At 62.5% G+C, this 26,765-nt stretch carries 21 protein-coding genes and 1 pseudogene; 14 read left to right on the forward strand and 8 right to left on the reverse strand.

The window, feature by feature from the left end:
- Positions 1-4: 4 nt before the first annotated feature.
- Both nadC and nadA read right to left on the reverse strand, forming a co-directional pair.
- Complete coding sequence (gene nadC, locus QYQ98_RS00310; protein WP_302006795.1) at positions 5-853, reverse strand: carboxylating nicotinate-nucleotide diphosphorylase; 849 nt, start codon at positions 851-853, stop codon at positions 5-7.
- Positions 854-859: 6 nt separating this feature from the next.
- Positions 860-1,813: a quinolinate synthase NadA gene (nadA, locus tag QYQ98_RS00315; RefSeq protein WP_302006796.1), complete on the reverse strand. Its 954-nt coding sequence runs from the start codon at positions 1,811-1,813 to the stop codon at positions 860-862.
- A 53-nt stretch (positions 1,814-1,866) separates the two neighbouring features.
- On the opposite strand from nadA, the gene QYQ98_RS00320 reads away from it, so the two are divergent.
- Both QYQ98_RS00320 and gatB read left to right on the forward strand, forming a co-directional pair.
- Positions 1,867-2,379, forward strand: a complete 513-nt coding sequence (locus tag QYQ98_RS00320; RefSeq protein WP_302006797.1) for a mismatch-specific DNA-glycosylase — start codon at positions 1,867-1,869, stop codon at positions 2,377-2,379.
- 85 nt (positions 2,380-2,464) lie between these two features.
- A complete protein-coding gene (gene gatB, locus QYQ98_RS00325) occupies positions 2,465-3,967 on the forward strand; it encodes an Asp-tRNA(Asn)/Glu-tRNA(Gln) amidotransferase subunit GatB (protein ID WP_302006798.1) in 1,503 nt (500 codons plus the stop codon).
- A gap of 164 nt (positions 3,968-4,131) precedes the next feature.
- Here gatB and QYQ98_RS00330 read toward each other — a convergent pair whose 3' ends face one another.
- On the reverse strand, positions 4,132-5,535 hold the full coding sequence (locus tag QYQ98_RS00330) for a hypothetical protein (RefSeq protein ID WP_302006799.1): 1,404 nt from the start codon (positions 5,533-5,535) through the stop codon (positions 4,132-4,134).
- Between the two features lie 70 nt (positions 5,536-5,605).
- Here QYQ98_RS00330 and mgrA point away from each other — a divergent pair, with 70 nt between their 5' ends.
- On the forward strand, positions 5,606-6,682 hold the full coding sequence (mgrA, locus tag QYQ98_RS00335) for an L-glyceraldehyde 3-phosphate reductase (protein WP_302006800.1): 1,077 nt from the start codon (positions 5,606-5,608) through the stop codon (positions 6,680-6,682).
- Positions 6,683-6,777: 95 nt separating this feature from the next.
- The gene (locus QYQ98_RS00340) at positions 6,778-7,716 is read left to right on the forward strand and encodes a DoxX family protein (protein WP_302006801.1); all 939 of its coding nucleotides are present in this window, start codon (positions 6,778-6,780) and stop codon (positions 7,714-7,716) included.
- A gap of 291 nt (positions 7,717-8,007) precedes the next feature.
- Here the strand turns inward: QYQ98_RS00340 and QYQ98_RS00345 are convergent.
- The 4 genes and pseudogenes from QYQ98_RS00345 to QYQ98_RS00360 all read right to left on the reverse strand — a co-directional run.
- Positions 8,008-8,847: pseudogene (locus QYQ98_RS00345) on the reverse strand (glycosyltransferase 87 family protein); the annotation flags it as partial.
- 44 nt (positions 8,848-8,891) lie between these two features.
- On the reverse strand, positions 8,892-10,745 hold the full coding sequence (gene ilvD, locus QYQ98_RS00350) for a dihydroxy-acid dehydratase (protein ID WP_302006802.1): 1,854 nt from the start codon (positions 10,743-10,745) through the stop codon (positions 8,892-8,894).
- 24 nt (positions 10,746-10,769) lie between these two features.
- Complete coding sequence (locus tag QYQ98_RS00355) at positions 10,770-11,282, reverse strand: PH domain-containing protein (protein WP_302006803.1); 513 nt, start codon at positions 11,280-11,282, stop codon at positions 10,770-10,772.
- 4 nt (positions 11,283-11,286) lie between these two features.
- Positions 11,287-12,864, reverse strand: a complete 1,578-nt coding sequence (locus tag QYQ98_RS00360; protein WP_302006804.1) for a mechanosensitive ion channel family protein — start codon at positions 12,862-12,864, stop codon at positions 11,287-11,289.
- 245 nt (positions 12,865-13,109) lie between these two features.
- On the opposite strand from QYQ98_RS00360, the gene QYQ98_RS00365 reads away from it, so the two are divergent.
- The 3 genes from QYQ98_RS00365 (at position 13,110) to ilvC (ending at position 16,720) form a co-directional block, all read left to right on the forward strand.
- Positions 13,110-14,957: an acetolactate synthase large subunit gene (locus QYQ98_RS00365; RefSeq protein WP_302006805.1), complete on the forward strand. Its 1,848-nt coding sequence runs from the start codon at positions 13,110-13,112 to the stop codon at positions 14,955-14,957.
- On the forward strand, positions 14,957-15,487 hold the full coding sequence (gene ilvN / locus QYQ98_RS00370) for an acetolactate synthase small subunit (RefSeq protein WP_302006806.1): 531 nt from the start codon (positions 14,957-14,959) through the stop codon (positions 15,485-15,487). Before QYQ98_RS00365 ends, ilvN begins: the two co-directional genes overlap by 1 nt.
- Before the next feature lie 216 nt (positions 15,488-15,703).
- Positions 15,704-16,720, forward strand: coding sequence for a ketol-acid reductoisomerase (gene ilvC / locus QYQ98_RS00375; RefSeq protein ID WP_302006807.1), 1,017 nt, complete (start codon positions 15,704-15,706; stop codon positions 16,718-16,720).
- 274 nt (positions 16,721-16,994) lie between these two features.
- On the opposite strand, the gene QYQ98_RS00380 is transcribed toward ilvC, so the two are convergent.
- Complete coding sequence (locus QYQ98_RS00380) at positions 16,995-17,594, reverse strand: hypothetical protein (protein WP_302006808.1); 600 nt, start codon at positions 17,592-17,594, stop codon at positions 16,995-16,997.
- A 222-nt stretch (positions 17,595-17,816) separates the two neighbouring features.
- Between QYQ98_RS00380 and QYQ98_RS00385 the strand changes: the two genes are divergently transcribed.
- From QYQ98_RS00385 to QYQ98_RS00415, 7 genes are all read left to right on the forward strand, one after another.
- On the forward strand, positions 17,817-18,761 hold the full coding sequence (locus QYQ98_RS00385) for a cation diffusion facilitator family transporter (protein ID WP_302006809.1): 945 nt from the start codon (positions 17,817-17,819) through the stop codon (positions 18,759-18,761).
- 15 nt (positions 18,762-18,776) lie between these two features.
- Positions 18,777-20,591, forward strand: a complete 1,815-nt coding sequence (locus QYQ98_RS00390; RefSeq protein ID WP_302006810.1) for a DUF262 domain-containing protein — start codon at positions 18,777-18,779, stop codon at positions 20,589-20,591.
- A 122-nt stretch (positions 20,592-20,713) separates the two neighbouring features.
- Positions 20,714-21,508, forward strand: a complete 795-nt coding sequence (locus QYQ98_RS00395; protein ID WP_302006811.1) for a hypothetical protein — start codon at positions 20,714-20,716, stop codon at positions 21,506-21,508.
- A 42-nt stretch (positions 21,509-21,550) separates the two neighbouring features.
- Positions 21,551-23,167 carry a phosphoglycerate dehydrogenase gene (serA, locus tag QYQ98_RS00400; RefSeq protein WP_302006812.1) on the forward strand — a complete coding sequence of 539 codons (1,617 nt, stop codon included), beginning with the start codon at positions 21,551-21,553 and terminating at the stop codon, positions 23,165-23,167.
- Positions 23,168-23,266: 99 nt separating this feature from the next.
- Entirely contained in the window at positions 23,267-24,307 is a 1,041-nt protein-coding gene (locus QYQ98_RS00405) for a 3-isopropylmalate dehydrogenase (protein ID WP_302006813.1), read from the forward strand.
- Positions 24,308-24,338: 31 nt separating this feature from the next.
- Entirely contained in the window at positions 24,339-25,868 is a 1,530-nt protein-coding gene (locus tag QYQ98_RS00410) for a cell wall-binding repeat-containing protein (protein ID WP_302006814.1), read from the forward strand.
- 60 nt (positions 25,869-25,928) lie between these two features.
- On the forward strand, positions 25,929-26,720 hold the full coding sequence (locus QYQ98_RS00415) for a fumarylacetoacetate hydrolase family protein (RefSeq protein WP_302006815.1): 792 nt from the start codon (positions 25,929-25,931) through the stop codon (positions 26,718-26,720).
- Positions 26,721-26,765: the final 45 nt, after the last annotated feature.

The raw sequence follows: 26,765 nt of genomic DNA on the forward strand, positions 1-26,765 counted from the left end.
AATGTTAGGCGTCGAGACCGATATCGAGGATGGTCACGGAATGCGTGAGCGCGCCGACCGCAAGGAAGTCCACGCCCGTTTCGGCATAGGCGCGGGCACGGTCGAGAGTCAGCCCGCCCGACGACTCCAGCTTCGTTCCAGCGGACAGGGCATTCCGCTTATCGACGGCCTCCCGCGTCTCCTCCACCCCGAAATTATCCAGCATGACCAGATCGGGGGAGAATGCCAGTACTTCTTCGAGCTGCTCGAGGTTGTCCACCTCGATCTCGCTGGGGAGGTCCGGGAAAGCGGCGGTGGTGCGCCGATACGCTTCTGCCACGGATCCGACGCTGGCGACGTGGTTGTCCTTGATCAAGACGGCGTCGCCCAAGCTCATCCGGTGGTTGACTCCGCCGCCGCACCTCACCGCGTATTTAGCCAGGTCGCGGTACCCGGGTAATGTTTTTCGAGAGTCGCGTACCCGGGCGCCTGTGCCCTCGAGCACCGCCGCCCACTGGAAGGTCTGGGTGGCGATGCCGCTGGCGTAGGTGAGCAAATTCAACGCAGTGCGTTCCGCCGACAGGACCGCTCGCGCTGGGCCGGCGACTGTGGCGAGACGGTCGCCCGGCGCGACGTGGTCGCCGTCGGAAGCGTGCAGGGTCACATCGATGTCGGGGGAGACTTCATGCATGGTCCACACGACAGTGTCGAGGCCCGCGACCACACCGGGCTTGCGCGGGACGACGTGGGCGGTGAGTACTGCATCGGCGTCGACAGTCGCTTCTGAGGTGGCGTCGGGTCCGTGCGCGAAATCTTCGTCGAGGCCGAGACGGATGAGGCGTACCGTGGTCCCCTTATTCAGTGGTGTGCTCATGCGGTGTCACTCGCCGCTGCCCGGGTTGCCGATGGCGATCATGCGCTCCAGCGACTGGCGTGCCTTATCAGCGATATCCTCCGGCACCGTGACTTCGTCGCGCATGTCGCGGAGGCTGGCGACGAGCTTCTCCGGCGTGATCATCTTCATGTACTTGCACGAAGCCTGGGGGTTGACCGGCTGGAAATCCGCCATCGGCGACTTTTTCTGCAGTTGGTACAGCATGCCCACTTCAGTGGCAACGAGGACGGTGCCCTGCTTGTCGCGGTCCGCTTGGTCGAGCATACCGCCGGTGGAGAGCATGTGGACCCGCTCCGGAGCGATGACGCCTTCACCGGCGAGGAAGATCGCGGAATTCGCGCATCCGCACTCGGGGTGGATGTACAAAGGTGCATCAGGGTGTGCGGCGGCTTGGTCGGCGAGTTCCTTGCCGTTAATTCCTGCGTGGACGTGGCATTCGCCAGCCCAGATGTGAATATTCTCGCGGCCAGTTTGGCGCTTGACGTGGGCGCCAAGGAATTGGTCGGGGCAGAAGAGAATGTCCTGGTCCGGGTCGATGGAGTTGACCACGTCCACGGCATTGGACGAAGTGCAGCAGATATCGGTGAGTGCCTTCACATCTGCGGTGGTGTTGACGTAGCTGACCACCAGCGCGTCCGGGTGCTCGGCTTTCCATTCCCGTAACTGATCAGCAGTGATGGAGTCGGCCAAGGAACAACCGGCGTCTTCGTCGGGAATGAGAACCGTCTTACCGGGGCTGAGAATCTTGGCGCTTTCAGCCATGAAATGCACGCCGCAGAAAACTATGACATCTGCGTCGGTATCAGCCGCGATACGGGAAAGAGCCAGCGAATCACCGGTGAAATCGGCGATGTCCTGGATTTCAGGAATCTGGTAATTGTGCGCCAGGATGACGGCGTTCCGTTCTTGTTTGAGCTGATTCACTTCATCGGTCCACATATGTTCAATCTAGCCCTCATGCGGCACTGAGGCACCGCGCTATGGTTGGAAAAATGCACGACCGAATTCCCAACCCTTGCCGGCTGCTCATCGTGGGCATCAACCCGGGAACGCTGTCCGAGGTGGTGGACGCGCCATTCGCCCACCCCGGCAACCGTTTCTGGCCCGCGTTGGAAGCCGCCGGAATTACGCCCTACAGGGTGCAGGCAAGCGACGGGTTGGCGGCGCAGGACGAGGACATGCTCGCCAGACAGGGGATTGGTTTCGCCAACCTCGTCGACCGGATGACACCCAAGGCGTCCGAGTTGACCAGGGACGAATTGGTGGAGGGGGCAAAGAGGCTGGAAGGAGTCGTCGTTAAGCATCGCCCTGCTGCTGTGATGATTGCTGGCGTCGGTGCGTACCGCGATGCTTTCGGCAGGAGGAAAGCACAGCGGGGGCTTCAAGCTGAGACGATCGCTGGCGTGCCCGTGTGGGTGGTGGGCAACCCGAGTGGACTGAACGCGCACGAGACTGTCGAGTCTCTGGCGGCGAGTTACCGCCAGGTCTGGGAAGCGACCTCCTGACACAGCCGCGCAGACGCGGCAACAGCCGCAACAGTAAGCGGAGCTATGTCTCGGTGACGGTGGACGGGCATTACACTTGGCAAGCATGACTGCGTACGACCTGATGGATTACAGCGACGTCCTGGAAAAGTACGACCCGGTGATGGGTCTAGAGGTGCACGTGGAGCTGGCTACCGAGACCAAGATGTTCTCCACCTCCTCCGCCCACTTCGGCGCGGAGCCGAACACCAACATCGACCCCGTCTCCCTCGGTCTGCCGGGCGCGCTGCCGGTAGTCAACGCTAAGGGTGTCGAATGGGCCATCAAGATCGGTCTGGCGCTCAACTGCAAGATCGCGGAATCATCCCGCTTCGCGCGCAAAAATTACTTCTACCCGGACCAGCCGAAGAATTACCAGATCTCGCAGTACGACGAGCCGATCGCCTACGACGGCTACCTCGACGTCGTGCTTGACGACGGCACCGAGTGGCGCGTCGAAATCGAGCGCGCCCACATGGAGGAGGACACCGGCAAGCTGACCCACCTGGGGTCCGCCTCCGGCCGCATTTCCGGTGCGACGGCTTCGCTGGTGGACTGCAACCGCGCGGGCATCCCTCTAATCGAGATTGTGACCAAGCCGATCATCGGCGCAGGGGAGCGCGCCCCCGAAGTCGCACGCGCGTACGTCGGTGCGCTGCGCGAGCTGGTCAAGGCGCTCGGTGTGTCCGATGCGCGCATGGACCAGGGCTCCATGCGTTGCGACGCGAACGTCTCCCTCCGTCCGAAGGGCCAGGAGAAATTCGGCACCCGCACTGAGACGAAGAACATCAACTCCCTCAAGTCCGTTGAGCAGGCAGTGCGCTACGAAATGCAGCGCCAGGCCGCCGTCCTAACGGACGGCGGGGAAGTGGTCCAGGAAACCCGCCACTACCAGGAGACTGACGGTTCGACGTCCAAGGGCCGCCCTAAGGAAGAGGCCAGCGAATACCGTTACTTCAACGACCCGGACCTGCCGCCTGTGATTGCTAAACCGGAGTGGGTTGAGGAGATCCGGGCCACCCTGCCGGAGCTGCCGTGGGTCCGCCGCGCTCGTATCCAGGAGGAGTGGCAGCTACCCGAGAAGGAGTTCCGCGACCTGGTCAACGCTGGCGCCCTCGACCTCATCGTCGACACGGTTGAAGCCGGAACCACCCCGGATGAAGCTCGCGCCTGGTGGGTGTCCTACATCGCCGGCAAGGCGAACGAGCTCGGCCGCGACCTCGACGCCCTCGGCGTCACCCCGGCCGACGTCGCACGCGTCGTGGAACTGGTCAAGGAAGGCAAGCTGACCACCAAGCTCGGCCGCCAGGCAATCGACGGTGTCATCGAAGGCGAAGGCAATGTCGACGAGGTCGTGGCGAAGCGCGGCCTCGAGGTCGTCCGCGACGACGACGCCATCGAAGCCGCCGTTGATGAGGCCCTGGCAACCAACCCCGACATCGTGGAGAAGTACAAAGCCGGCAACACCAAGGTCACCGGTGCCATTGTCGGCGCAGTCATGAAGGCCACCCAGGGCAAGGCGGATCCGAAGTCGATCAACGAGATCATCGCAAAGAAGCTCTCGGACTAAACCGCCTGGGCCCGCCGTTGGGCCTAGACCGCAAACGGTAACAATCGAGTCCCAGCACCACCGATTGGGGCGCCTTTCGCGCAGTGGAGCCGAAGAAAGCCCCCGAACCAGCGTGGGTGGGCTGGCTGGGGGCAGGTTCGCGGAAGCGCCGCTAAGCGGGGAAGCTACTTCTTCTCGGGCTTGACGGCTGGGAACTCGCCGGTCTTGTACATCTCTTCGTAGGACGACCAGTCGATGTTGTCTCCTGCGGCCTCAGGGGCACCGCCATAAGAATCGGATTCGGGGTCGAGCGCGGGGACATTCTTGAGGCTGAAATCGTTGGAATCGTCCGCGTCGAGGTCCGCCGCGACCTCTTCTTGGACGGAGTGCCACAAGTTCTGGTCGCTGATGTTGGAGTCGGCCGTTAGTTCGTCGACCTCCGCCCGCTCATCGGGAGACAGATTGTCCGACTCGGGGTGCAGCTGTGTCTCCGCGAGTTCGGCGAGGCGCTCGCGGCGCCCAGTCTCGTCCTTGATGTTCTGGCGGTCGCGGAACCAGGCGACACCCATGACGATGCCCAGAATCAGGCCCAGGTAGCCCAGAACCGGGTAGACCCAGCCGACCAGGTCCGCGAAGCCGATGAAGGACAGGGCGAAGCCGACCGCCACGACGATGAGGTAGTACGGGCGGAATTTACTCGGCTTGTCGTGGCTGAGGCGGCGGCCGAGGGCGTAGAACAGGCCCACGGCGGTGTTGTAGATCATCAGGTAGATCACGATGGACACTGCCGTGCCCACCACGGGGTGCATGGTGTCGAAGACCTTCAGCAGAGGCAGATCCGAGTCCAAGATGTGCTCCATGTTGAAGAATAGGATGAACACGAGAATCATCAGCAGGACCGCGAACATGATGCCGCCGAGCAGACCACCCTTTCCAGTCTGCGCCGGGTTCATGTGGGACCCGGCGAAGACGAGCATCATGGAGCAGTCCATGATCATGACCAAGGTGGCGTAGTTCAGCGCGGTGACAAGCCAGTTGCCGAATGTGCCGGAAGCATGCGGGTTGGTCTGGGCTAATTCGTTGAGCTCGCCAAGGTTGTCCGGCATGTTCATGAGCGTGATCACGAAGGCTCCGATGATGCAGACGATCAGCAGCGGAGTGATCAGAGAGATCACGTTGGTGAGCTTATCGATGTCTAGGAAACCGGACAGGACGAGCAGCACGACCATGATGGCGGAGCCCACCCATGTGGGGAAACCGAATTGCTGCTCCATGTTGGATCCGGCACCGGCGACCATGACGAAGCCGATGCAGAACAGCGTGATCATCGTCGTGATGTCCATGTACTTGGCAAGGAAGGGCCGGGAGACACTCTTGAACACAGCGCTGTGGTCTTCAGCGAGGTAGTAGGAGCCAAGCTGGTAGACCCATGCGCTGAAAATAGCGATGGTAATGCCCGCCACCGCGGCACCGACAATTCCCCAATAGCCGAAGGAGAGGAAGTATTGGATGACTTCTTGGCCTGAGGCGAAGCCGGCGCCGACTGTGAGGCCGACGAGAGCCATCGCCACTTTCAGGGTTTTCTTCATGGGAGAACTTTCTTCTCGAGAAAATCGTGAGCGGATCGAGGGTAACAGAACTGTGGCACAATGGGCGGTCATGGATGCCTACACCGCTGACCCGCACCGATACGAAGCTACTAGTGAGGGCTGGTTCCGGCGCGTCGGTCACTCCGGTTTGAAGTTGCCTCGGGTGTCACTCGGCTTCTGGCACAATTTCGGCGACGATAAGCCGATCGAGACGCAGCGCGCGATCATGCGCCGGGCGTTCGACCGCGGCGTCACGCATTTCGATTTGGCTAATAATTACGGCCCTCCGGCTGGGTCCGCGGAGAAGAACGCAGGACGGATTCTCGCGGAGGATTTCGCCGCGCACCGCGACGAGCTGATCATTTCCTCGAAGGCCGGGTGGCACATGCACGACGGGCCGTACGGTTTCGGTGGCTCCCGGAAGTACCTCATGTCCTCTCTCGACCGTTCGCTGAAAAGCCTGGGGCTCGACTATGTGGACATCTTCTACCATCACCGCCCGGATCCGGATACGCCTCTGGAGGAGACGATGTACGCGCTGCGCGACATCGTGGCGTCGGGCAAAGCGCTCTACGTGGGCATTTCTTCGTACGGCCCCGAGCTCACCGCCGAGGCGGCCGAGATCATGGCGGGGGAGGGGTGCCCGCTGCTCATTCATCAGCCGAGCTATTCAATGGTGAACCGCTGGGTGGAGGAGCCGGGTGAGGACGGGGCATCTTTGCTGCAGTCCGCGGCGGAGAGCGGCCTCGGTGTCATCGCTTTCTCGCCGCTTGCGCAAGGTCTACTGACCGACCGTTACCTCGACGGAATCCCGGCCGGTTCCCGTGCGGCTGCAGGAAAGTCGCTCAGCGAAGACATGCTCAGCGAGGCCAATCTCGAGATGGTGCGCAAACTCAACGATGTGGCAAGGCAGCGCGGGCAGACGCTCGCCCAGATGGCCATCGCATGGGTGCTGCGCGACCAGGAAGAGCGCACGGTCACGAGCGCGCTCATCGGTGCCTCGAGCGTGGAGCAGCTGGATGACAACCTGGACGCCGTGAACAACCTCAGCTTCAGCGAAGAAGAACTCGCGCTTATCGACGGCATTGCGCACGACGCCGGCATCAACATCTGGGCCGGAGCGACCGCCTCGCGCACCCGGGGCTAGCTTCGCGCTCAGCCCGGCGACTGCCTCCGTGTATAGATCGGTCCTCCCTGCGTGGCAGCCGGATAGCGAGGTCGGGCTGCCTTAAGTTTGGGACCATGACTGACAAAGGCAGCAAGAAGCCCGCTAACAAACTTGAGGAGGTCACCGAGCTCGACGACCTCGAGGTTCCGACCACGAACGTCTACACCCGCACCGGCAAAGCCGCGCCGACGGAGGTTCTCCCGGCGACACCGAAGCCTGCGGAGGCGGAGAGCCCGAAGCGTGACGACGATCTGCGTGCCACGAATACCGCTCCGGAGGCAAACAAGGCGCCGAAATCTAAGCCCATTGACATCGATGTCGAGCGTGTCGACGAGCCTGCGGCTGGCACTGCGGCCAAGACCGAAGCGCCGGTTGCAGCTAGCACCGTGAGCACCGCTGGCACGCTCCACACCACGGAGGCCACGGAGGGCCTCGACGCAGGCGCGGCTGTGGGGACAGACACCGCTGCGGCAGGCACCGCAGGGGCGTCGAGCGCGGATGCACCTCAGCCACCGATCGGCCGCGGCACGATCGATGTGGGTCTGCTCATCCTGCGTCTGGTTCTCGGCGCCGTCTTGATCATCACCTCGCTGGGGATTCTTTTCCAGCTCGGCGGGAACGCGGGACTGGCAGGGCTCGAGGAGCAGCTCGCGGATTACAACTACCCCCGCGCTCTGGCCATCGCCTTGCCGACGATGGGATTGGCATCCGGCGTGTTCCTCGTGCTCGGCCTGCTCACTCCGATCGCGGCGATGATCGCGGTGGCGGCCACGGGTTTTGGGGCGATCCACGCTGTGGACGCCGCAGAGAATGCATCCAATGTGTTCGCATGGGAGCCGTCGATCTGGCTGGCCATTTCCTTGCTGGGCATGGCTCTAGCGGTTCAGTTCACCGGCCCGGGTGTCTTCGGAGTCGACTTCAGCCGCAGCTGGACGCGTCGACCGATGGTCAGCTCCTGGATCTGCGCGGCGCTCGGTATTGCCGCTGCCATCCTCATGTGGTGGTTCCTCTAGAGCCTGCCCATTCAGGCGCCCGCCGAAGCTGAAGATGAAGTAGCCCACGAATATCGCGAGGCCCATCAGGCCGATGATGTTACTGTTGAACCACAGCGGCCACGCGAATTCCTGGGCTTTTTCTTCTGCCACGAGTTCGTAGCTGGGCACGATCCAGGCACCGGCAGCGACAGCGAGAAGGAAGCGCAGCCCCTGTTCGCGCACGGTGAAGATCAAGGGTAGGACGAGGACGATGCCGGCCCAGTGGTGGGACACCGCGAATGGGCCGCCGAGAGAAATGCCCAGCACCACGATGAGAAGCGCTTCGACGCTGCGGCCGCGCTGCTCTAGCCGGTAAGCGACAAAGATGCTCGCGGCGGCGAACAAAACCAAAATGATGGGAGTAAGCTTTTCGACGACTCCCGCGTCCACCAGCCCCCGTGACAGCATGCCGCCGAGACCTTGATTGGGGGGATAGAAGACGTCGCCTCCACGGTCGGTAGCGAAGAACTCCTCCGTCCAGAAGTAGACCGATTCACGTGGGCGGAAAATGAAGCCAATGACAGCGGTGAGCAGGAAGAAACCGGCGGAGCGGGCCACGGACCACCAGTCTTTGCGCACCAGGAAGATGACCCCGAAAGCCGCCGGGGTGAGTTTGATTCCGGCTGCGATGCCGATTCCGATGCCGCGCACGGGTTTAGGCGTGTACCCGAGCACGTCAGCAGTGACCAGCAGGATGAGGAAGATGTTGATCTGGCCGTAGTAGAGGTTCGATGACATCGTGTCCAAGCAGGTGGCAAAACCGGTCAACGCGGCAGCCCATGCCCACCACGGTCGCAGACTCAAGCGGTGGCACGCCATCGCCATGATGCCGAACAGCGCGGCCACAATGGAGCAGTTCCACAGGATGTCCATCGCCAGTTCGGACACCCAGGTCAAGGGAACGAAAAGTAGGGCAGCGAATGGCGGGTAGATGAAGGCGAATCCGCTTCGGGTGGGAAATCCCTGGTACAACGGATCGCCGTTAATGAAGGCGGCGCCGGCATCGCGGAACACACCGACGTCGAGAAGCGTTTCGTGCGCGGCGAAGCTCAAGCTTTGGCCGAGATTGAGGGCGCCGAGCACGACGCCGAGCAGCAAAAGAAGCGGCATGTTCTCATCCTGGTTCAAACATGGAACGGGGTCGAACCAGGAGCTTAGTCGACGCGCCGGACAGCACCCTTGTCGGCGGAGGTTGCCATCTTCGAGTAGGCGCGCAGCGCCTTGGTCACGTGGCGGGTTCGGTTCGGGGTGAAGGGGTTGTCGCGCTGCTCCATCTCGGCGCGGCGACGGTCCAGCACATCGTCGTCGACCTCGAGCTGCAGCTTGCGGTCGCGGACGGAAATGCGGATGGTGTCGCCGTTCTCGATCAAGCCAATCAGGCCACCCTGCGCCGCCTCGGGGGAGATGTGGCCGATGGAAAGACCGGAGGTTCCGCCGGAGAAACGGCCGTCGGTGATCAGAGCGCACACCTTACCCAGGCCGGCACCCTTGAGGAACGATGTCGGGTGCAGCATTTCCTGCATGCCGGGTCCGCCGGCGGGGCCCTCGTAGCGGATGACAACGACATCGCCCGGTTGAACTTCGCGGGCGAGAATCATCGAGACTGCCTGTTCCTGCGAATCGACGACGCGGGCCGGGCCCGAGAACTCCCAGAGCTCTCCCTCGACACCCGCAGTCTTCAAGATAGCGCCATCTTCGGCGAGGTTGCCGCGCAGGACGACCAAGCCACCGTCGGAGGTGAAGGGGTGCTCGAAATCGTGGATGACGCCACTCACCGGATCCGTGTCCAACTCATCCCAGCGGTTGGACTGGGAGAAGGCTTCGGAAGAGCGGACACCGCCGGGAGCCGCGTGGAAGAGCTCGATGGCTTCGTCGGTCGCCTTACCGCCGCGGATGTCCCAGTCGTCGAGCCAGTCCTGGAGGTTCGAATAGGCGACGGAGTGGACATCGGTGTTGAGCAAGCCGGCGCGGTTCAGCTCGCCCAGGATGCGGGGGATACCACCGGCGCGGTGCACATCCTCGATGTGGGCATCACCGTTGGGCGCGACCTTGGAAATGCAGGCGATCTCGTGGGAGAGCTCGTCGATGTCTTTCAGGTCGAAGTTGACTTCGCCCTCCTGCGCTGCGGCAAGGGTGTGCAGGATCGTGTTTGATGAACCGCCCATCGCCATGTCCAACGCCATGGCGTTGCGGAACGCCTCGCGGGTGGCGATGCTGCGCGGGAGCACCGTTTCGTCGCCTTCGCCGTAGTAGCGGCGGGCGATGTCCATGACGGCCTCGCCGGCGCGTTCGAAAAGGCGGCGGCGGGCGGTGTGGGTGGCCAGGGTCGTGCCGTTGCCGGGCAGCGACAAGCCCAGTGCCTCGGTCAGGCAGTTCATCGAGTTGGCGGTGAACATGCCTGAGCACGAGCCGCAGGTGGGGCAGGCGGATTCGACGATGCGGTCCAAGTCGGCGTCGGAAATCGCATCGTTGGCAGAGCTGGACATGGCGTCGACGAGATTTGTCTTCGTTCCCGTCTGGGCGATCCCGTCGATGACCACGGCCTTGCCAGCCTCCATTGGGCCTCCGGAGACGAAGACGGCCGGGATGTTCAGGCGCATCGCCGCGTTGAGCATGCCCGGGGTGATCTTGTCGCAGTTGGAGATACAGACCATCGCGTCCACGGTGTGGGCATTGACCATGTACTCGACAGAATCGGAGATGATCTCGCGGCTAGGCAGCGAGTACAGCATGCCGCCGTGACCCATGGCGATACCGTCGTCGACAGCGATGGTGTTGAATTCCTTCGGGATGCCGCCGGCTTCACGCACGGCTTCAGCGACAATGTCGCCGACGTTCTTCAGGTGCACGTGGCCCGGAACGAACTGGGTGTAGGAGTTCACGATGGCCACGATCGGGCGGCCGAATTCGTTGTCTTTCGTGCCGGTGGCTTTCCACAACGCACGGGCGCCGGCAGCTTGGCGTCCGACGGTGGTGACGCGGGAACGGAGCGGGATCGCGTTAGGCATGTGTTCGTACTCCTCGTGATGCTCTTATTGTTCGTTGTCTTTGTGGCCGCCCTGACGGACACGGGAAAGTTTCTCGCCGGCGGCGGTGCGTTCCTCGTACTCTTCGGGCGTGACCAGAATGGATTCTCCGTGCTGGTCGGTGACCTCCATCATCCCGTCCGCGGCTTCGGAGGCCTGGGTGATCACATCGGTGATGCGCCCCGAGGAGGCATCCGCCAGATCCGGCAGTGAGTTGAACGTTACTCCGGGAAGCGTGTACTCCTTGCCGTTTACGGTGGCCACTTTCGCGCTGGAGCCCTCAAAACCGATGCCGCGCAGTTGATCCCACGGGAGCTGCACGTTCTTCTTGAACAGGTAGGACACCTGGATGCCGTCATTGTTCACCACGGTCTTGGCGGTGAGCACCCAGGCGATGAAGATAACCGGGAAAATCAGCAGCCAACCGAGCTTCAGCGGGGCCCAAGAGATTCCAATGAGCGCGATGCCCGTCATAAGCACTGCGGCGAGAAGATGGGTGCGGTCGGGGGTGAACGTCATGGTGTCATGCTATAGGGCTTGCACTCGGACTCTGCCTCGGGGTGGGGGCAGGTGCGGGAGTCCCCCGAGTCGGTGCCCCGCTCGTCTTGACGGAGCTGGAAGGCTGCTCGGATGGCTGGTTCGTGTTCTTCCGCGCGGGAGCGGGGGCTGGTTCCGGGGGTATCGAGGTTGCGGGCTGGGTGGAATTAGCCGGTGCCTCTCCGGTCGTTTGGGGTGCCGTTTGTTCTGAGCCGTTCTTCTTAGCCGGGCTCGTCGGGGTCGCGGTCGACGATGTGCTGGACCGGGGTGGCGCCAAGATGCCGGAGCGGGCTTCGCTTGATTCACCGGCACTCATGGTCAATCCACGGAGAATGAGCAAACCGAGCAAGAGCGTGATGAGCAAGCCTGTCGATGCCCGGATGCGTCCTCCGAACGTGCCGATCCCGTACTTGCGCTCCGGAGCAGCGGCCGGATCATCTTCAGCAGGGACTTCCTCTAGGTCATTGAGTTGGGTGTCGGGGTTGGACCCAACTTCTGTGACGGAATGGGAACCAGCGCCAGGTGAGGAGAACTCCGCGGTGGCAACGGAGGGGTCGGCCCCAGCAAAGGCGGCTGTACCGTCGGCGCTGCTTCCCGCGGAGCGTTTGGTAGACGCGGAGTCGCCGTCGAGGTCGCCCAAATCGCTCCAACCGGTCTGGTACCGGCCGGTGGATACGGCGGGGAAGGATTGCGTTGCGGCGTCGTCAAGCAACGGCGAGGCTGTCTCGGAACCGTATTCGTCGAAGAATTCCTCGAGGATGTGCACGCGCAATGCGCGCTCGATGGGGAACTGGTCGCCGGGGGTGCAGCGGACCATGAAGCGGATGTCCAGTGTCCACGGCATGCCCACGGTATTCGGCGGGTTGATCTCGATGCCGGGCTGCGACATGAGCTCGCCGCGGACCAGCGGTGCGATCTCGGGGTTGGCCAACGCCTTGCGTGCAGCGCGCTCCGCGCGGGCGATGACCTCGTCCACATCGCGCGACCGCGCCAGCGGAACCGGAACAATAACGAGCGCGCGCGACCACACGTTGGAGTTGTTAATGCAGACCTGCGCAGTCGAGTTAGGAATCGTCACCGTGTACTGCTCCAGCGTGCGCACTTGTGTGGCGCGCATGGTGATCTGGATGACGTCGCCGGTGATTTCGTCGCCGCCTATTTTGAACGTGACTAGGTCGCCGACGCCGTACTGCTTCTCCGTAAGAATGAAAAAGCCTGCGACGAAATCCGCGATGATGTTCTGCGCGCCGAAACCGACAGCGGCGGATACCACGGTGGCGGGAATCGCGGCGCCGGCGAGCGAGAACCCGACCTGCTGCAGGAAGAAGACGAGAATGAGAAAATACGCCAGCAATTGGACGATGTAGATCGCCACACCGGCGATCGCCAGCGACGATTTGCCCTCGTCGAGGTCCTTGGAGTCTGCGACCTGGCGCTCGACGTATCTATTGGCTAAGCGGCCGGCACGCGGGACCAGCATCGCCAGAACGATGAGAAGCGCAATGTTGATGCCGGTGTCGGCGAGCCAGCGCCACATGTGCTCGAGAATCAGTGTGAAAGGCATAGCACGTCCAAGAGTAGACCCTAAAACGCTTCCGGAACCTTGGAGATGTGTATGATCTAGGCATGATCTTGATCGACCTAGTAGCAGTGATTCGCGCGGCGCTTGGCCCACGCGCGACGTACTCGTCTAACTAGCCGTCGCACGACAAGCGCCCCCGTCTCAGGTTGTAGAGCGGGGGCGCTTGTCGTAGAACAAGCAGGATCACCCAGAGTGCTTAAAACTCACCAAAAGGAGTTCGGAGAATAGTGGCAGCGTCACAAAAGAAACAGGCGGAGCGGATGACAGGCGCGGAAGCCATCGTCCGCAGCCTCGAGGAGCTGGGCACCGACGTCGTCTTCGGCATTCCAGGGGGAGCGGTCCTTCCGCTTTACGACGCCCTGTTTGCCGCCAAGAAACTGCGTCACGTTCTGGTGCGCCACGAACAGGGCGGCGGTCACGCAGCCGAAGGCTACGCTCAGGCGTCCGGGAAAGTCGGCGTGTGCCTGGCCACCTCGGGCCCCGGTGCGACCAACCTGGTCACCGCACTGGCAGATGCATACCTCGACTCGGTGCCTATCGTGGCAATCACCGGCCAGGTTGGCACGCCGCTGCTGGGCACCGACGCGTTCCAGGAGGCGGATATCCGCGGCATCACCATGCCGATCACGAAACACAGCATCATGGTGACTGACCCGGAGGAGATTCCGCAGGCCCTGGCTGAGGCTTTCCACCTCGCCAGCACTGGTCGTCCCGGCCCTGTTCTGGTGGACTTCCCCAAAGACATCCAGAACGCCGAGATCGATTTCGCGTGGCCGCCGGTCGTGGATCTCCCGGGCTACAAGCCGACGACGAACCCGCACGGCCGCCAGATCACCTCGGCAGCGAAGATGATCGCCAGCGCCGAGCGCCCGGTGATTTATGCAGGTGGCGGCATCATCAAGGCAAATGCGTCGAAGGAGCTCCTGAAATTCGCGGAGGCCACCGGTGTTCCGGTGGTGACCACGCTCATGGCGCTGGGCGCGTTCCCGTCGCACCACCCACTGAACATGGGCATGCCGGGTATGCACGGCACCGTCCCCGCCGTGGCCGCTCTGCAGAAAGCTGACCTTCTTATCACCATCGGCGCGCGTTTCGACGACCGCGTGACCGGCGACCCCGATCACTTCGCACCGGACGCAAAGGTGATTCACGCCGATGTCGATCCGGCCGAGATCGGCAAGATCCGCGCCGTCGATGTGCCGATCGTCGGCGACGCCAAGGAAGTTCTGCGCGAGCTGACCGAGCCGTTCAAGAAGGGCAAGAAGATCTCTGCTCCGGAGATCGGCGAATGGAAAGATTACCTCGCCGACATGAAGGAGCGTTTCCCGCGCGGCTACGAAAAGCACGCCGACGGCACGCTGTCGCCGCAATTCGTCATTGAGACTCTGTCCAAAGAAGTCGGGCCCGAAGCGGTTTACGTGGCGGGTGTCGGCCAGCACCAGATGTGGTCCGCGCAGTTCCTCGACTTCGAGCACCCGCGCACGTGGCTGAACTCCGGCGGCCTGGGCACGATGGGCTATTCCATCCCGGCAGCCCTCGGCGCAAAGGCAGCATGCCCGGACAAGGAAGTGTGGGCCATCGACGGCGACGGCTGCTTCCAGATGACCAACCAGGAAATCACCACCGCCGCGGTGGAGGGGTTCCCGATCAAGATCGCCTTGATCAACAACGGGAATTTGGGCATGGTCCGTCAATGGCAGACCCTGTTCTACGACGGCCACTACTCCCACACAAAGCTGCACCAGGACGAAACCTACATCCCCGATTTCCTCGGTTTGGCCAGCGCACTCGGTGCTGAGGCCATCCGGGTGACTACGGAAGAAGAGGTCCTGCCAGCCATCAAACGCGCACGCGAGATCAACGACCGTCCGGTGCTCATCGACTTCGTCGTTGGTGAGGACGCCCAGGTGTGGCCGATGATCTCCGCGGGCAGCTCCAACTCGGAAATCCAGTACGCGCGCGATCTGCGCCCGCTTTTCGACGAAGACATGTCAGCCGGCGAGACCCCAGCCGACATCCACGAGACCGTAGCCGAATCCAAGACCGAGTCTGCGGCTGCAGCGGAGGAGAAGTAATGACCAACAACAACGAGAATTTCGACGACGTGACCCGCAGCGTTCTTTCCGTTCTGGTGGAGGACGTCGACGGCATCATCACTCGTGTGACCGCGATGTTCACACGCCGCGGGTTCAACCTTGTCTCCTTGACCTCGGCCAAGACCGAGACCCCCGGCATCAACCGCCTGACCGTGGTGGTCGACGCTTCCGAGCACGCTGTGGAGCAGTTGACCAAGCAGCTGAACAAATTGATTCAGGTGATCAAGGTCGTCCGCCTCGAGGACGAGAACACCATTGCCCGCTCCCTGATGCTGGTCAAGGTCAACGCCAACAACAGCAACCGTCCGCAGGTGGTCGACGCGGCGAATATCTTCCGCGCCCGCGTCGTGGATGTCGCCCCGGATTCCGTGGTCATTGAGGCCACCGGTACGCCGAGCAAGTTGCTGGCGTTCCTCGATGTCCTCGAACCGTTCGGCATCCGCGAGCTGATTCGGTCGGGTCAGGTCGCGCTCAACCGCGGGCCGAAGACCATGGCGCCTTCTAAATAAACGGCAAATAGGCGCCCGTGTCTCACATTGGGCGGCAAGTGTCCCGTATAGTGAAACCTGTCGCCCAGCATGCGGGACGCACTTTATGAAAAACGAGAAAGTTCAGTACATCCCGGCGGCATGTCCACGACATAACCACGACATGTTTTCGGCATGTTTCCGGCATGTTCAAGGCGCTCAAACGCGCGAATACACAGAAAGGTGAGTGCTTCGCTCATGGCAATTGAAGTTTTCTACGACGACGACGCTGATCTGTCCATCATCCAGGGCCGCAAGGTCGCCGTTATCGGATACGGCTCCCAGGGCCACGCACACGCGCAGAACCTGCGCGAGTCCGGTGTCGAGGTCGTCATCGGCCTGCGCGACGGCTCCAAGTCCGCGGAGAAGGCACGCGAAGCCGGCTTCGAGGTCAAGTCCAACGCTGAGGCTGCAAAGTGGGCCGACGTGATCATGCTGCTCGCACCGGACACCTCCCAGGCCGAGATCTTCACCAACGACATCGAGCCCAACCTGAACGAGGGTGACGCCCTGTTCTTCGGCCACGGCCTGAATATCCACTTCAAGCTCATCGACCCGGCAGACAACATCACCGTCGCCATGGTCGCCCCGAAGGGCCCGGGCCACCTGGTCCGCCGCACCTTCGCCGACGGCAAGGGTGTTCCGTGCCTGATCGCAGTCGAGCAGGACCCGACCGGCAAAGGTCAGGCTCTCGCCCTGTCCTACGCCGCAGCTATCGGCGGTGCACGCGCCGGCGTCATTCCGACCACCTTCGAGGCTGAGACCGTCACCGACCTGTTCGGTGAGCAGGCAGTTCTCTGCGGCGGCCTGGAAGAGCTGATCATGAACGGCTTCGACGTCCTCACCGAGGCGGGCTACGAGCCGGAGATGGCGTACTTCGAGTGCCTGCACGAGATGAAGCTGATCGTCGACCTGATCTATGAAGGCGGCATCGCCAACATGAACTACTCCGTCTCCGACACGGCTGAGTTCGGCGGCTACCTGTCCGGACCGCGCGTCGTCGACGCCGGTGCCAAAGACCGCATGCGCGAGGTGCTCAAGGACATTCAGTCCGGTGAATTCACCAAGCGCCTGATCGCCAATGTCGATGGCGGCAACAAAGAGCTCGAGGGCCTGCGCGACCAGATCGCCCAGCACCCGATCGAGAAAACGGGTGCTCAGCTGCGCGACATGATGAGCTGGGTCCAGAACCCGTTGACCGACACCGCTCACTAAGCAGGCGTTTAGCACCGCAGCAAACCGCCATTAGCGGTAAACCGCCCAGGATGCCACGGGCGTTCTGGGCGGTTTTCTATGTCGCTCAAGGCCAGCTCCGCTGCTGCAAACGAGCAAACCGTCGTCGCATACAGGAGCGGGGTGGGGGAAGGACATGAAAAACCCCGCACTCCTGGATCGGAATGCGGGGTCGGGGTGAACGCTTTTGCCTGCGGCCGGCGTCAGCCGGTTAGAGGAAGCGTCACGCTAATTCGGCGCTGGAATCAGCTTCGAATTAGTTGGTGGCGTTCTGGGCGGCCTCACCAGCGTTGCCAGCTGCATCGCCTGCAGCGTCGGTGGCGTTACCAGCTGCATCGCCAGCAGCGTCGGTGGCGTTACCAGCAGCGTCGCCGGCAGCGTCGGTGGCGTTACCTGCGGCATCGCCGGCAGCGCCGGTTGCGTTGCCAGCGGCATCGTCTGCGGTGTCGGTAGCTGCCTCGGTGGTGGTCACGTCGACGGTGGTGGTGCCGGTGACGGAGGTGGACGGGTCGGTGGACTCGTCGTCGCCACCGCTGACCAGGGACCAGATCAGCAGGCCGAGAAGGATCAGGGCCAGCAGGCCGAGCAGCCACTTCCACCAGCCGTTGCCGCCCTCGCTCTCCTCGGCGGCGGTGGAGCCGCCGGTGGTTGCCGGGCGGGTCTCGGTGCGCACCTCGCGGTTAGCGGTGGTGTCGGCCGGCTTGATGCGCTCTTCGTTGACGCGGGTCTCGTTCAGCTTGTCGTGAACGCGGGTCTCGTCAAGGTTGTCGGTGACGCGCTCGCCGTGCGCGAGACGGTCGGCGGCTTCCTTCGGCAGGTTGTTCGGGTCGTTCGGGTTCGGGGTCTTGCTGGTCATAATGAGACCACCTTTCTAATTAAGGTTTCTATGTAACAGACCGCTTAAACAGTCAGCGTCCCACAGTAACAGGATTATTGGCGCCGTGACGCAGGCCTCATCTGATGATGCTGCGCCTTCACCGACAGAAGCGCGTGTCTGTGCAGGTGAGGGAATGATCGGGGACAATCTGCATTTTCAATAAGGTTTCAATAGGTGCCAATTTGTCATAAAGTGGTGACCATGACGGAACACGAAGTGGTGACCATGACGGAACACGGCCACGGCAGACACAGCCATGACCACGACGCCGGAGACGCGCCCCTCTGGGCGCTGGGAGCAGCCCTCGGCATTACAGCGGTGGTGTTCATTGCCGAGCTGGTGGGCGGCTGGGTATCCGGCTCAATGGCACTCATGGCCGATGCGATGCACATGCTGTCGGACGCGACTGGTCTCATCATTGCTCTCGTGGCCTTGGTGCTGGGGCGAAAGCCGGCGTCGCAATACGCGACATTCGGGAACCGTCGCGCGGAAGTCCTGGCTGCGGCGCTCAACGCGGTAACGGTTTCGGTCATTTCTGTGTGGATCGTCGTGGAGGCGGTCCGACGAATCGGCAGCCCCGAGGCGATCGACACCCGCACGATGATCATCGTCGCCGTGATCGGTTTGATTGCTAACGGAGCATCGGCTGCTGTGCTTCAGACCCAGCGAAAGCAGTCGGTCAATATCGAGGGCGCGTTCCTTCACGTGCTCGTCGACCTTTTTGGATCAGTAGCGGTGATTATCGCCGGTTTCGTCATTATCTTCACGGGCTTCACCGGAGCAGATGTCGTAGCCTCCCTCATCATTGCGGGGCTGGTGCTGCCACGGGCGTGGGGGTTGCTGAAGACGTCGGTAAGCGTGCTGCTAGAACGGGTCCCCGCAGGAGTTGACCCGGCGGAGGTGGGGGATGCGCTTGCCTCGCTTGACGGGGTGGAGGCGATTCACGACCTACATCTCTGGACCGCCGGCGGCACGGACGTTTTATGCACCGTGCACCTGATTACCCGCGGCGACCATGGAGTGCTGCTCGACCGCGCCCAGGCGCGGCTGCGGACTCTCGGAATCGAGCATGCCACCATTCAGGTTGAGGGACCCACCCACCACGAGCACGAGGTTTTCTGCGTCCCTCGCAGTGAGGGCGACTGATCTACACTCGGGGCCATGGGGTTTACAACGCCGAGCTACTCGTTGACCGATCTGTTCGCACGCGCTGAACGCGGCGAGCTGCAGACGCCGGATTTCCAAAAAACCTACCTCTGGGATGTCGACCGGACCCGCACACTGTTGTCCGCCGTCCTGCGCGGCTACCCGGTGGGCACGTTACTTGCGCTGGACACGCGCAACGAGCCCATGCGGTTCCGCCCCCGCCCTCTACCTGGAACTCCACAGACAGACGAGCAGCCCGGACTCCTCCTTCTCGACGGGCAGCAACGTTTGTCAACGCTGTACCTGACACTGCAAGGCGACGGTCGTATCGAGGTGCTCGATTTCCGCGAAAGGAACATTTTCCGGCGTTTCTTCGTGGACGTGCGCGCGGCGGTCGCGACCGACCCGATGCCGTCGGAGTCGATCTTCGCGGTTGATGACGATGGCGTGGTGCGCTCGCACTTCGGCCCGGAGATTGCCGGCGGAATCACCGACCGTCAGACAATGGTGGACAATTACGTCATTCCGGTTTCAGCTCTGCTGTGGGAGGAGGGCAATGACCTTCTCTTCGACATGGCCGCCAATACCGACGACCCGGCCATCCGCGAAGACGTGAAGGAATTCCACCGCCGGGTTCTCCGCCCCCTCGCCGCCTACGACATGCCCATGACCCGATTGGACCGCGGGACCTCTCAAATTGGCGTGGGGCAGATCTTCGCACAGGCCAATTCTTCGGGCGTGTCCATGGACGTGTTCGAGCTGCTCACTGCTGTGTTCGCGCTCGAGGATCCGGAATTCTCCCTCGCCGCGCACTGGGACGAATGCGAAGCAGTGCTCCGCAAGTACCCGGCGCTCGATGAGATCGACCGTGTTCGCTTCCTGCGTGGCGTGTCGTTACTGGTCACCAGCACTAACGGATCAGCACGGGGGCACCGCGGGGACATCCTCAATCTCAGCCTGCACGACTACCTCTGGGCATCCCGCGACCTGTTGGGCGGGTTCACCCGTGCCGCGGACTTCCTCTCGGACCGGTGCATTTTCTCCGTTGATCAGGTGCCGTACCCGCACCAGCTCGTCCCGCTCGCGGTCATTCTGGCCCGCTTGTCCTGGGAGGAGGGCTGCCTAGACAAGCAGACCACGTGGGACCGCATCAACCAGTGGTACTGGAACGGGGTCTTTGGCGAGCTCTACGGTGCGCATGCGCCGTCCATCCGCGCAGGCTCCGATGTTGACCAAGTCACACCGTGGGCGAAGGGCGGCACGGATGAGGTTCCCAAGACGGTGGAGGATGCATTCCTCAACGAATCGCGTCTGCTGACTGCCCGGGCAGAATCCGGTGTGTACCGGGGACTGTTCTCCTTGCTCATGGCGCGCGGTGCCCGCGATTGGCGTACCGGAAAGAACTTCACGGCAGAGACCGAGGCGGAACTGCGGCCCGGCTTCCACCAAGTATTCCCCGCCGGTTTCTGCCGTGTGCACGGTGTTGATCCGGAGCTTGCACAGTCGGTGCTCAACCGCACCCCCTTGGGCCGGCGCACTGAAGCGGTGATGGAGGATGCGGATCCGAAACGGTACCTTTCGCGGCTGCAATCCAAGGCGATCATGGAAGACGACGAGTTCGATGCGGTGTTGGCCACACATGAGCTCGAGCCGGAATACCTATTCACGTCGAACTGGCAGGCCTTCTTCATCGACCGCAGGGATCGGCTCGTAGGAATCATCGAGTACGCCATGGATAAGCGTGTCGTGCGAGACGTGACTGGGGGCCTAGAAGACACTGAAAGCACAGAAAAAACCGAGGGCACGGAAAACCCTGAAGGCGCTGTATGACCAGAGCTTGCAGAGGCCTAGCCGCGGCACTAGCAGCATCAGCGCTGGCGCTTGCTAGCTGCGCACCTGACCGGGTGGAAGTGAAACCCCAGGTGGATCCCGTTCTGCAGGAAGCCCGGACGGTGAACCAGTCACGCCACGTGTCGGATCGTTTCGAGGAGAATCCGGTGGTTGTAGACGACTCGGACGGTTTTGCCACGAGCGAACTGTTCTTCTCGTCGTCGGAGGTGCTCATTCTTGCCGATGAGAGCCCTGCTTCCCAGCTGCGCGCGGCGTCGCTCGCAGTGTTGGTGCATGCGCCGATGATCATTTACCACGGCGACAGGCACGCGTGTGTAATCCGGGAAATTGAGCGTTTGTCCACACACACGATCTTCGCGGTGGGCGATGTGCCGGTGCTCGGGTACACGGAGCAGCTCAAGGTGATCAAAGATCCGGGCGGCCGTGAGGCCTTGGAGAAGGCGACAGCTCTCAGATTCGGCGAGAAGAACGTTGAGCGCCCAGAAGATGCCGCGGCGGCTGTGGCGGCCTTGGACGAGAAGGAACCGGAATGGCTTCGGGCCGATTATGGCCCGCCGCAGCACGTCAGCGATGGTGCAGCTGCCGCGGTCGTGCCGGTCCGTTCGCGTCAGGACGCTGAGATGGCTCCCCAGGTGATCGCTCTTCCGTCCACGTCCATCGCATCGATCGCCACGGCGCGGGCTTTCGGCGCCAGCGTGTATGTGACGGACGATCCTGATCCGCGTGCGAGCGAACGTACGCTTGTCCTGACCGCTGGCTTGTCGGAGAAGCCGTTGGTGGCGCTCGGCCGGTTCGGCCCGGCTGCGGAATTGGGTGAGCGCATCCGGGAAGCCGAGGCTGCGGTGGCGCCGGGTGACTTAAATGATATTTCCTCGCTCCCGCAGTCTCCGAATTAAGGTTTAATGAATCAATATCCGTCAACCACTATGCCGTAGGAGATGAGCACTGTGACCGCATCCGTGACCAACCCCGAAGCCAAGCCCGTCGTTCTCATTGCTGACAAGCTCGCCCAGTCCACCGTCGAGGCTCTGGGTGATTCTGTCGAGGTGCGGTGGGTGGATGGACCGAACCGCGAGGAGCTGCTTGCTGCGGTCCCTGAGGCCCAGGCATTGCTGGTTCGCTCGGCGACGACGGTGGACAGCGAAGTTCTCCAGGCGGCTCCGAATCTGCGCATTGTTGGTCGTGCGGGCGTCGGTTTGGACAATGTCGACGTGGACACCGCCACTCAGCGCGGCGTGATGGTTGTCAACGCTCCGACCTCGAATATTCACTCCGCGTGCGAGCACGCGATCGCGCTGCTCCTTTCCACTGCGCGCCAGATCCCGGCCGCCGACAAGACCCTGCGTGACGGCGAGTGGAAGCGGTCTTCGTTCAAGGGTGTGGAGATCTTCGGCAAGACTGTCGGCATCGTCGGTTTCGGCCACATCGGCCAGCTTTTCGCGCAGCGTCTGGCGGCATTCGAGACCGAGATCATCGCCTACGACCCGTATGCGAACCCGTCGCGCGCCGCGCAGCTTGGCGTCGAGCTTGTGGAGCTGGAAGAACTCGTCTCTCGCGCAGACTTTGTCACCATTCACCTGCCCAAGACCAAAGAGACGCAGGGCATGTTCAACGCGGAGCTGTTGGCCAAGGCTAAAGAAGGCCAGATCATCATCAACGCAGCACGCGGAGGGCTTGTCGACGAGCAGGCGCTTGTCGACGCAATCGTGAACGGCCCCATCCGCGGCGCCGGTTTCGACGTGTACTCGTCCGAGCCGTGCACGGATTCTCCGCTGTTCGCCCTCGATGAGGTTGTGGTGACGCCGCACCTGGGGGCGTCGACAAGCGAGGCGCAGGACCGCGCGGGCACCGACGTGGCTGCTTCTGTCCTGAAGGCTCTAGCGGGCGAGTTCGTGCCGGACGCTGTCAACGTCGTTGGTGGCGCGGTGGGTGAGGAGGTCGCTGTGTGGCTGGATCTCGCACGCAAGCTCGGCCTGCTCGCGGGCAAGCTGCTTGATGAGGCTCCGGTGTCCCTCCGCGTCACCGCCCGCGGCGAGCTGTCCACCGTAGACCCCTCCACGCTGGCGCTGTCCGCTGTGCGCGGCCTCTTCTCCGGCATTGTGGAGGAGCCCGTCACCTTCGTCAACGCGCCGGCGATCGCCGAGTCCCGCGGACTCGAAGTCGAATCCGGTGTGGCAAACGAGTCGCGCGACCACCGTTCGGCGATCGAGGTCCAAGTCGTTTCCGTGAACGGCGAGACCGCGACTGTCGAGGGTGCGCTGACCGGTCTCGAGCGTGTGGAGAAAATCGTGCGCATCAACGGCCGCGGCGTGGACATGCGCGCTCAGGGCCGCAACCTGTTCCTCTCCTACACGGACAAGCCGGGTGCACTCGGCCACGTCGGTGCTCAGCTCGGCAACGCGGGCATCAACATCGAGGCTGCCGCGCTCACCCAGTCCGCGAAGGGAGACGGCGCGTTCCTCATTCTCCGCGTCGAGTCTGAGGTTCCGCAGGAACTCGAGGACGCAGTGGCCAAGTCCATCGAGGCGGATTGCATTCAACTCGACCTTGACTAACTCGCACTAACCCGCACTAATCCGCCGCAACGGTAGAAAAGGCGGGTTGGACGCACCAAGAGGCGAATCCGGGCAGTCGGTGTTGTTAAGCTGAACCGCATGAAAATTGCGGTGATTGCAGGGGACGGCATCGGCCCCGAGGTGATGGAAGAGGGCCTGAAGGTCCTGCGCACAGTGCGCGACGACGTGGAACTGACCGAGTACGACCTCGGCGCCCGGCGTTACCTGCGCAACGGCGAACTGCTCACGGACGAGGATCTGGCGAGCCTCCGCGAGCACGAAGCGATCCTGCTGGGTGCTATTGGTGACCCGGAGCGCGTCCCAGCCGGCATCCTCGAGCGCGGGTTGCTGCTCCCGTTGCGCTTCAAACTGGACCACTACGTCAACCTGCGTCCGTCGAAGCTGTACCCGACTGCGGTGAGCCCGCTGGCCAATCCGGGTGAGATTGATTTCGTCGTTGTCCGCGAGGGAACTGAAGGGCTCTATGCCGGTAACGGCGGCACCTTGCGTCAGGGCACCCCAGCCGAGGTCGCTTGCGAGGTTTCCCAGAACACCCGTTACGGCGTCGAGCGTCTGGTCCGCCACGGTTTCGAAACTGCGATGGCGCGCGGCAAGAAGCTCACCCTCGTGCACAAGACCAATGTGCTCACGAACGCGGGCGCGTTGTGGCAGAACACAGTCGACGACATCGCCGCGGAGTACCCCGAGGTGGAGATCGACTACAACCACATCGATGCCGCGACCATCTACATGGTCACCGATCCGGGCCGGTATGACGTGATCGTCACCGACAACCTGTTCGGCGACATCCTTACGGACCTGGCCGGTGCCGTCGCCGGCGGAGTGGGGCTGGCATGCTCGGGGAATATTGACGCGTCGCGTACGAACCCGTCTATGTTTGAGCCGGTCCACGGTTCGGCGCCGGACATCGCGGGCAAGGGTCTTGCTGATCCGACGGCGATGATCCTGTCGGTCGCTATGATGCTCCGCTGGCTTGACGACGAAGCGGGTGCCACCCGCGTCGAAGATGCCGTCGCAGCGGATGTCTCCGCCCGGCGTGGTTCTGATGCCTCCGGCGACAACGGTGCCGCGACCTTCACTGAAAGCGTCGGAACACGGATTGCGGAATCCCTGAAGTAGGGTTTCCCGCATGCGTTCTAGTTCCCGGTTCATGTCCACAGCTGCAATCGCGGTGTCCACGTCGATGCTGCTTGCCGGATGCTCGGTTTTCGGCGGCGCCGGAACCGGGGATTCTGGTTCGGCGGAGAGCTCTACCGCCGGGGGAAATAGCCTTGCCGCGTCGCTGGTCGAGGACGGCTCCGCGGTCATTGCGGATCCGGACGGCACAGGTGCGGAAGTCTCCCAGAAATTCTTTCCTGAATCCGACGCAGTCGTCGTGTCAGGGCCGGATCGGGAAGACCGCCTCAAGGCAGCCGCTATCGCCGTGGATCTAGGGGTGCCAATGTTGGTGCGCTACACCGCACCCGCGGCCGCCGCAGCCGTGGACGAGGAAATCCGGCGCCTCGGCGCTACTCGTGTGATCAATGTGGGAGAGGAAGCCGGCGCAGAGACTGACCCAGACGATCTGCAGCTGATCACGGACACCGATCCCATCACTGCAGGTAAGGATCATGAAATCACCGCGATCGTGGATCGTGCGCGGGGCGGTGAAGCGAGTGGGCATGGTGGCGAAGACGTGCCGATCTTCGCCACTGAAGTGACGTCATTCGCGGCAGCAGCTACAGCCGCGGCGACGAAACTACCGGTCACGGTGCTTGCCTATGCCGATCCGCGCGTGACCAAGGAGTCGATGGATCAGGTCGCGGGCCAGAAGGCGCTCGCATTGGGCCGGCAATTCGGCAGCACCGAACGGTTCCGCTCCACGATCGACCTGGCCAAGAACGGTGAACTTCCCGGCGGCGGTGGTCTCGTGTTCCCGGGGCGCCGTATGATCGCCACCTACGGCCATCCTTCCGGCCCTGCACTGGGGCAAATGGGGGAGCAGCCCCCGGCGGAAGCGGTCGGCGTGGTGAAAGAGTGGGTGCGCCAGTACCAGGAGCTCACCGATGAAACCGTGGTCCCTGCTTTTGAAATTATCGCCACCGTGGCCTCATCTGAGCCGGGGGACGACGGCAACTTCACAAACGAATCGGATCCGGCAGAACTCGTGCCGTACATCGATGCGATCACCGAGGCTGGCGGATATGCCGTCATCGATCTGCAACCGGGTCTGACCACGTTCAAGGAACAGGCGCTCCGCTACGAGGAACTGCTTAAGCGCCCGAACGTCGGCCTGGCTCTCGATGCCGAGTGGAAGCTTCAGCCTGGGCAGCAACCGGCCGCGCAGGTGGGTTCCTCGTCTGCAGCGGAGGTCAATGAAGCAACGGAATGGCTCGCGCAGCTCACCAGGGAGAACAATCTCCCGCAGAAAGCTTTGATTGTTCATCAATTTCAGCTGGCCATGTTGCCGGACCGTCAGAATATTGACACCTCTGCACCCGAGCTCTCCTTCATTTTGCACGCGGACGGGCACGGAACGACCGAGCAGAAATTTGAGACGTGGAATGTCATGCGCCAGGACCTGCAGCCGCAGTTCTTCATGGCATGGAAGAATTTCATCGATGAAGACCTTCCGATGTTCACTCCTGAGCAGACCTACAACATGGTGCAGCCGCGACCGTGGTTTGTTAGCTATCAATAGGGTCGAATTGAGAGGCTAACCCTAAGCGACGCGCAGGTGCCGTGGCGTATGCTCGTGGGCATGCGTTTTGGACGAATTGCTACACCTGAGGGAATGACATTCGCGGTCATCGACGATGAAGCGACCACCGCGAAGCAGATTGCGGGAACTCCATTCACGGATCCCGACTACACGGGCAAAGAGTGGGCCGTCGATGACGTACGCCTGCTCGCCCCGATGCTCCCCAGCAAGGTTGTCGCTATCGGCCGTAACTACGCCGACCACGTGGCCGAGGTGTTCAAGCAGTCGGCGGAGCACTTGCCGCCGACCCTCTTTCTCAAGCCGCCGACAGCCGTGATCGGGCCTGAGGCTCCCATCAAGATCCCGGAATTTGCCACCCGCGTGGAATTCGAAGGTGAGCTGGCACTGGTTATCGGCGTTCCGTGCAAGAACGTCAAGGCTGAAGATTGGAAAACCGTGGTGCGGGGCGTGACCATCGTCAACGATGTTTCCTCGCGTGACCTGCAGTTTACTGACGGTCAGTGGGCGCGCGCCAAGGGCATCGACACATTCTGCCCGCTGGGTCCCTGGATTGAGACGGATCTGGACCGATTCGACTTCGACGACCTTCCCATCAAGGCGCACCTCACCCACGATGGAACGACGGAGACCAAGCAGGATTCCAACTCCAACCAGATGATCTGGAAGCTGGGAAAGATCATCGAGTTCATCACGTCGGCGTACACCTTGTTGCCGGGTGATGTCATTTGCACCGGTTCGCCCGCCGGGACCGCCGAGATGGTGCCGGGCGACTCGATCGAGGTTGAGATCGAAGGCCTCGGCTCGCTGAAGAACCCAGTCGAGCGCGCTTAGCGCAGACTGTTTCCTTCTCCCCGCCACATGGACAGCCCCTGAAGG

Origin of the sequence: Corynebacterium sp. P3-F1 (genome assembly GCF_030503635.1) — a bacterium.
Taxonomy (GTDB): Bacteria; Actinomycetota; Actinomycetes; order Mycobacteriales; family Mycobacteriaceae; genus Corynebacterium.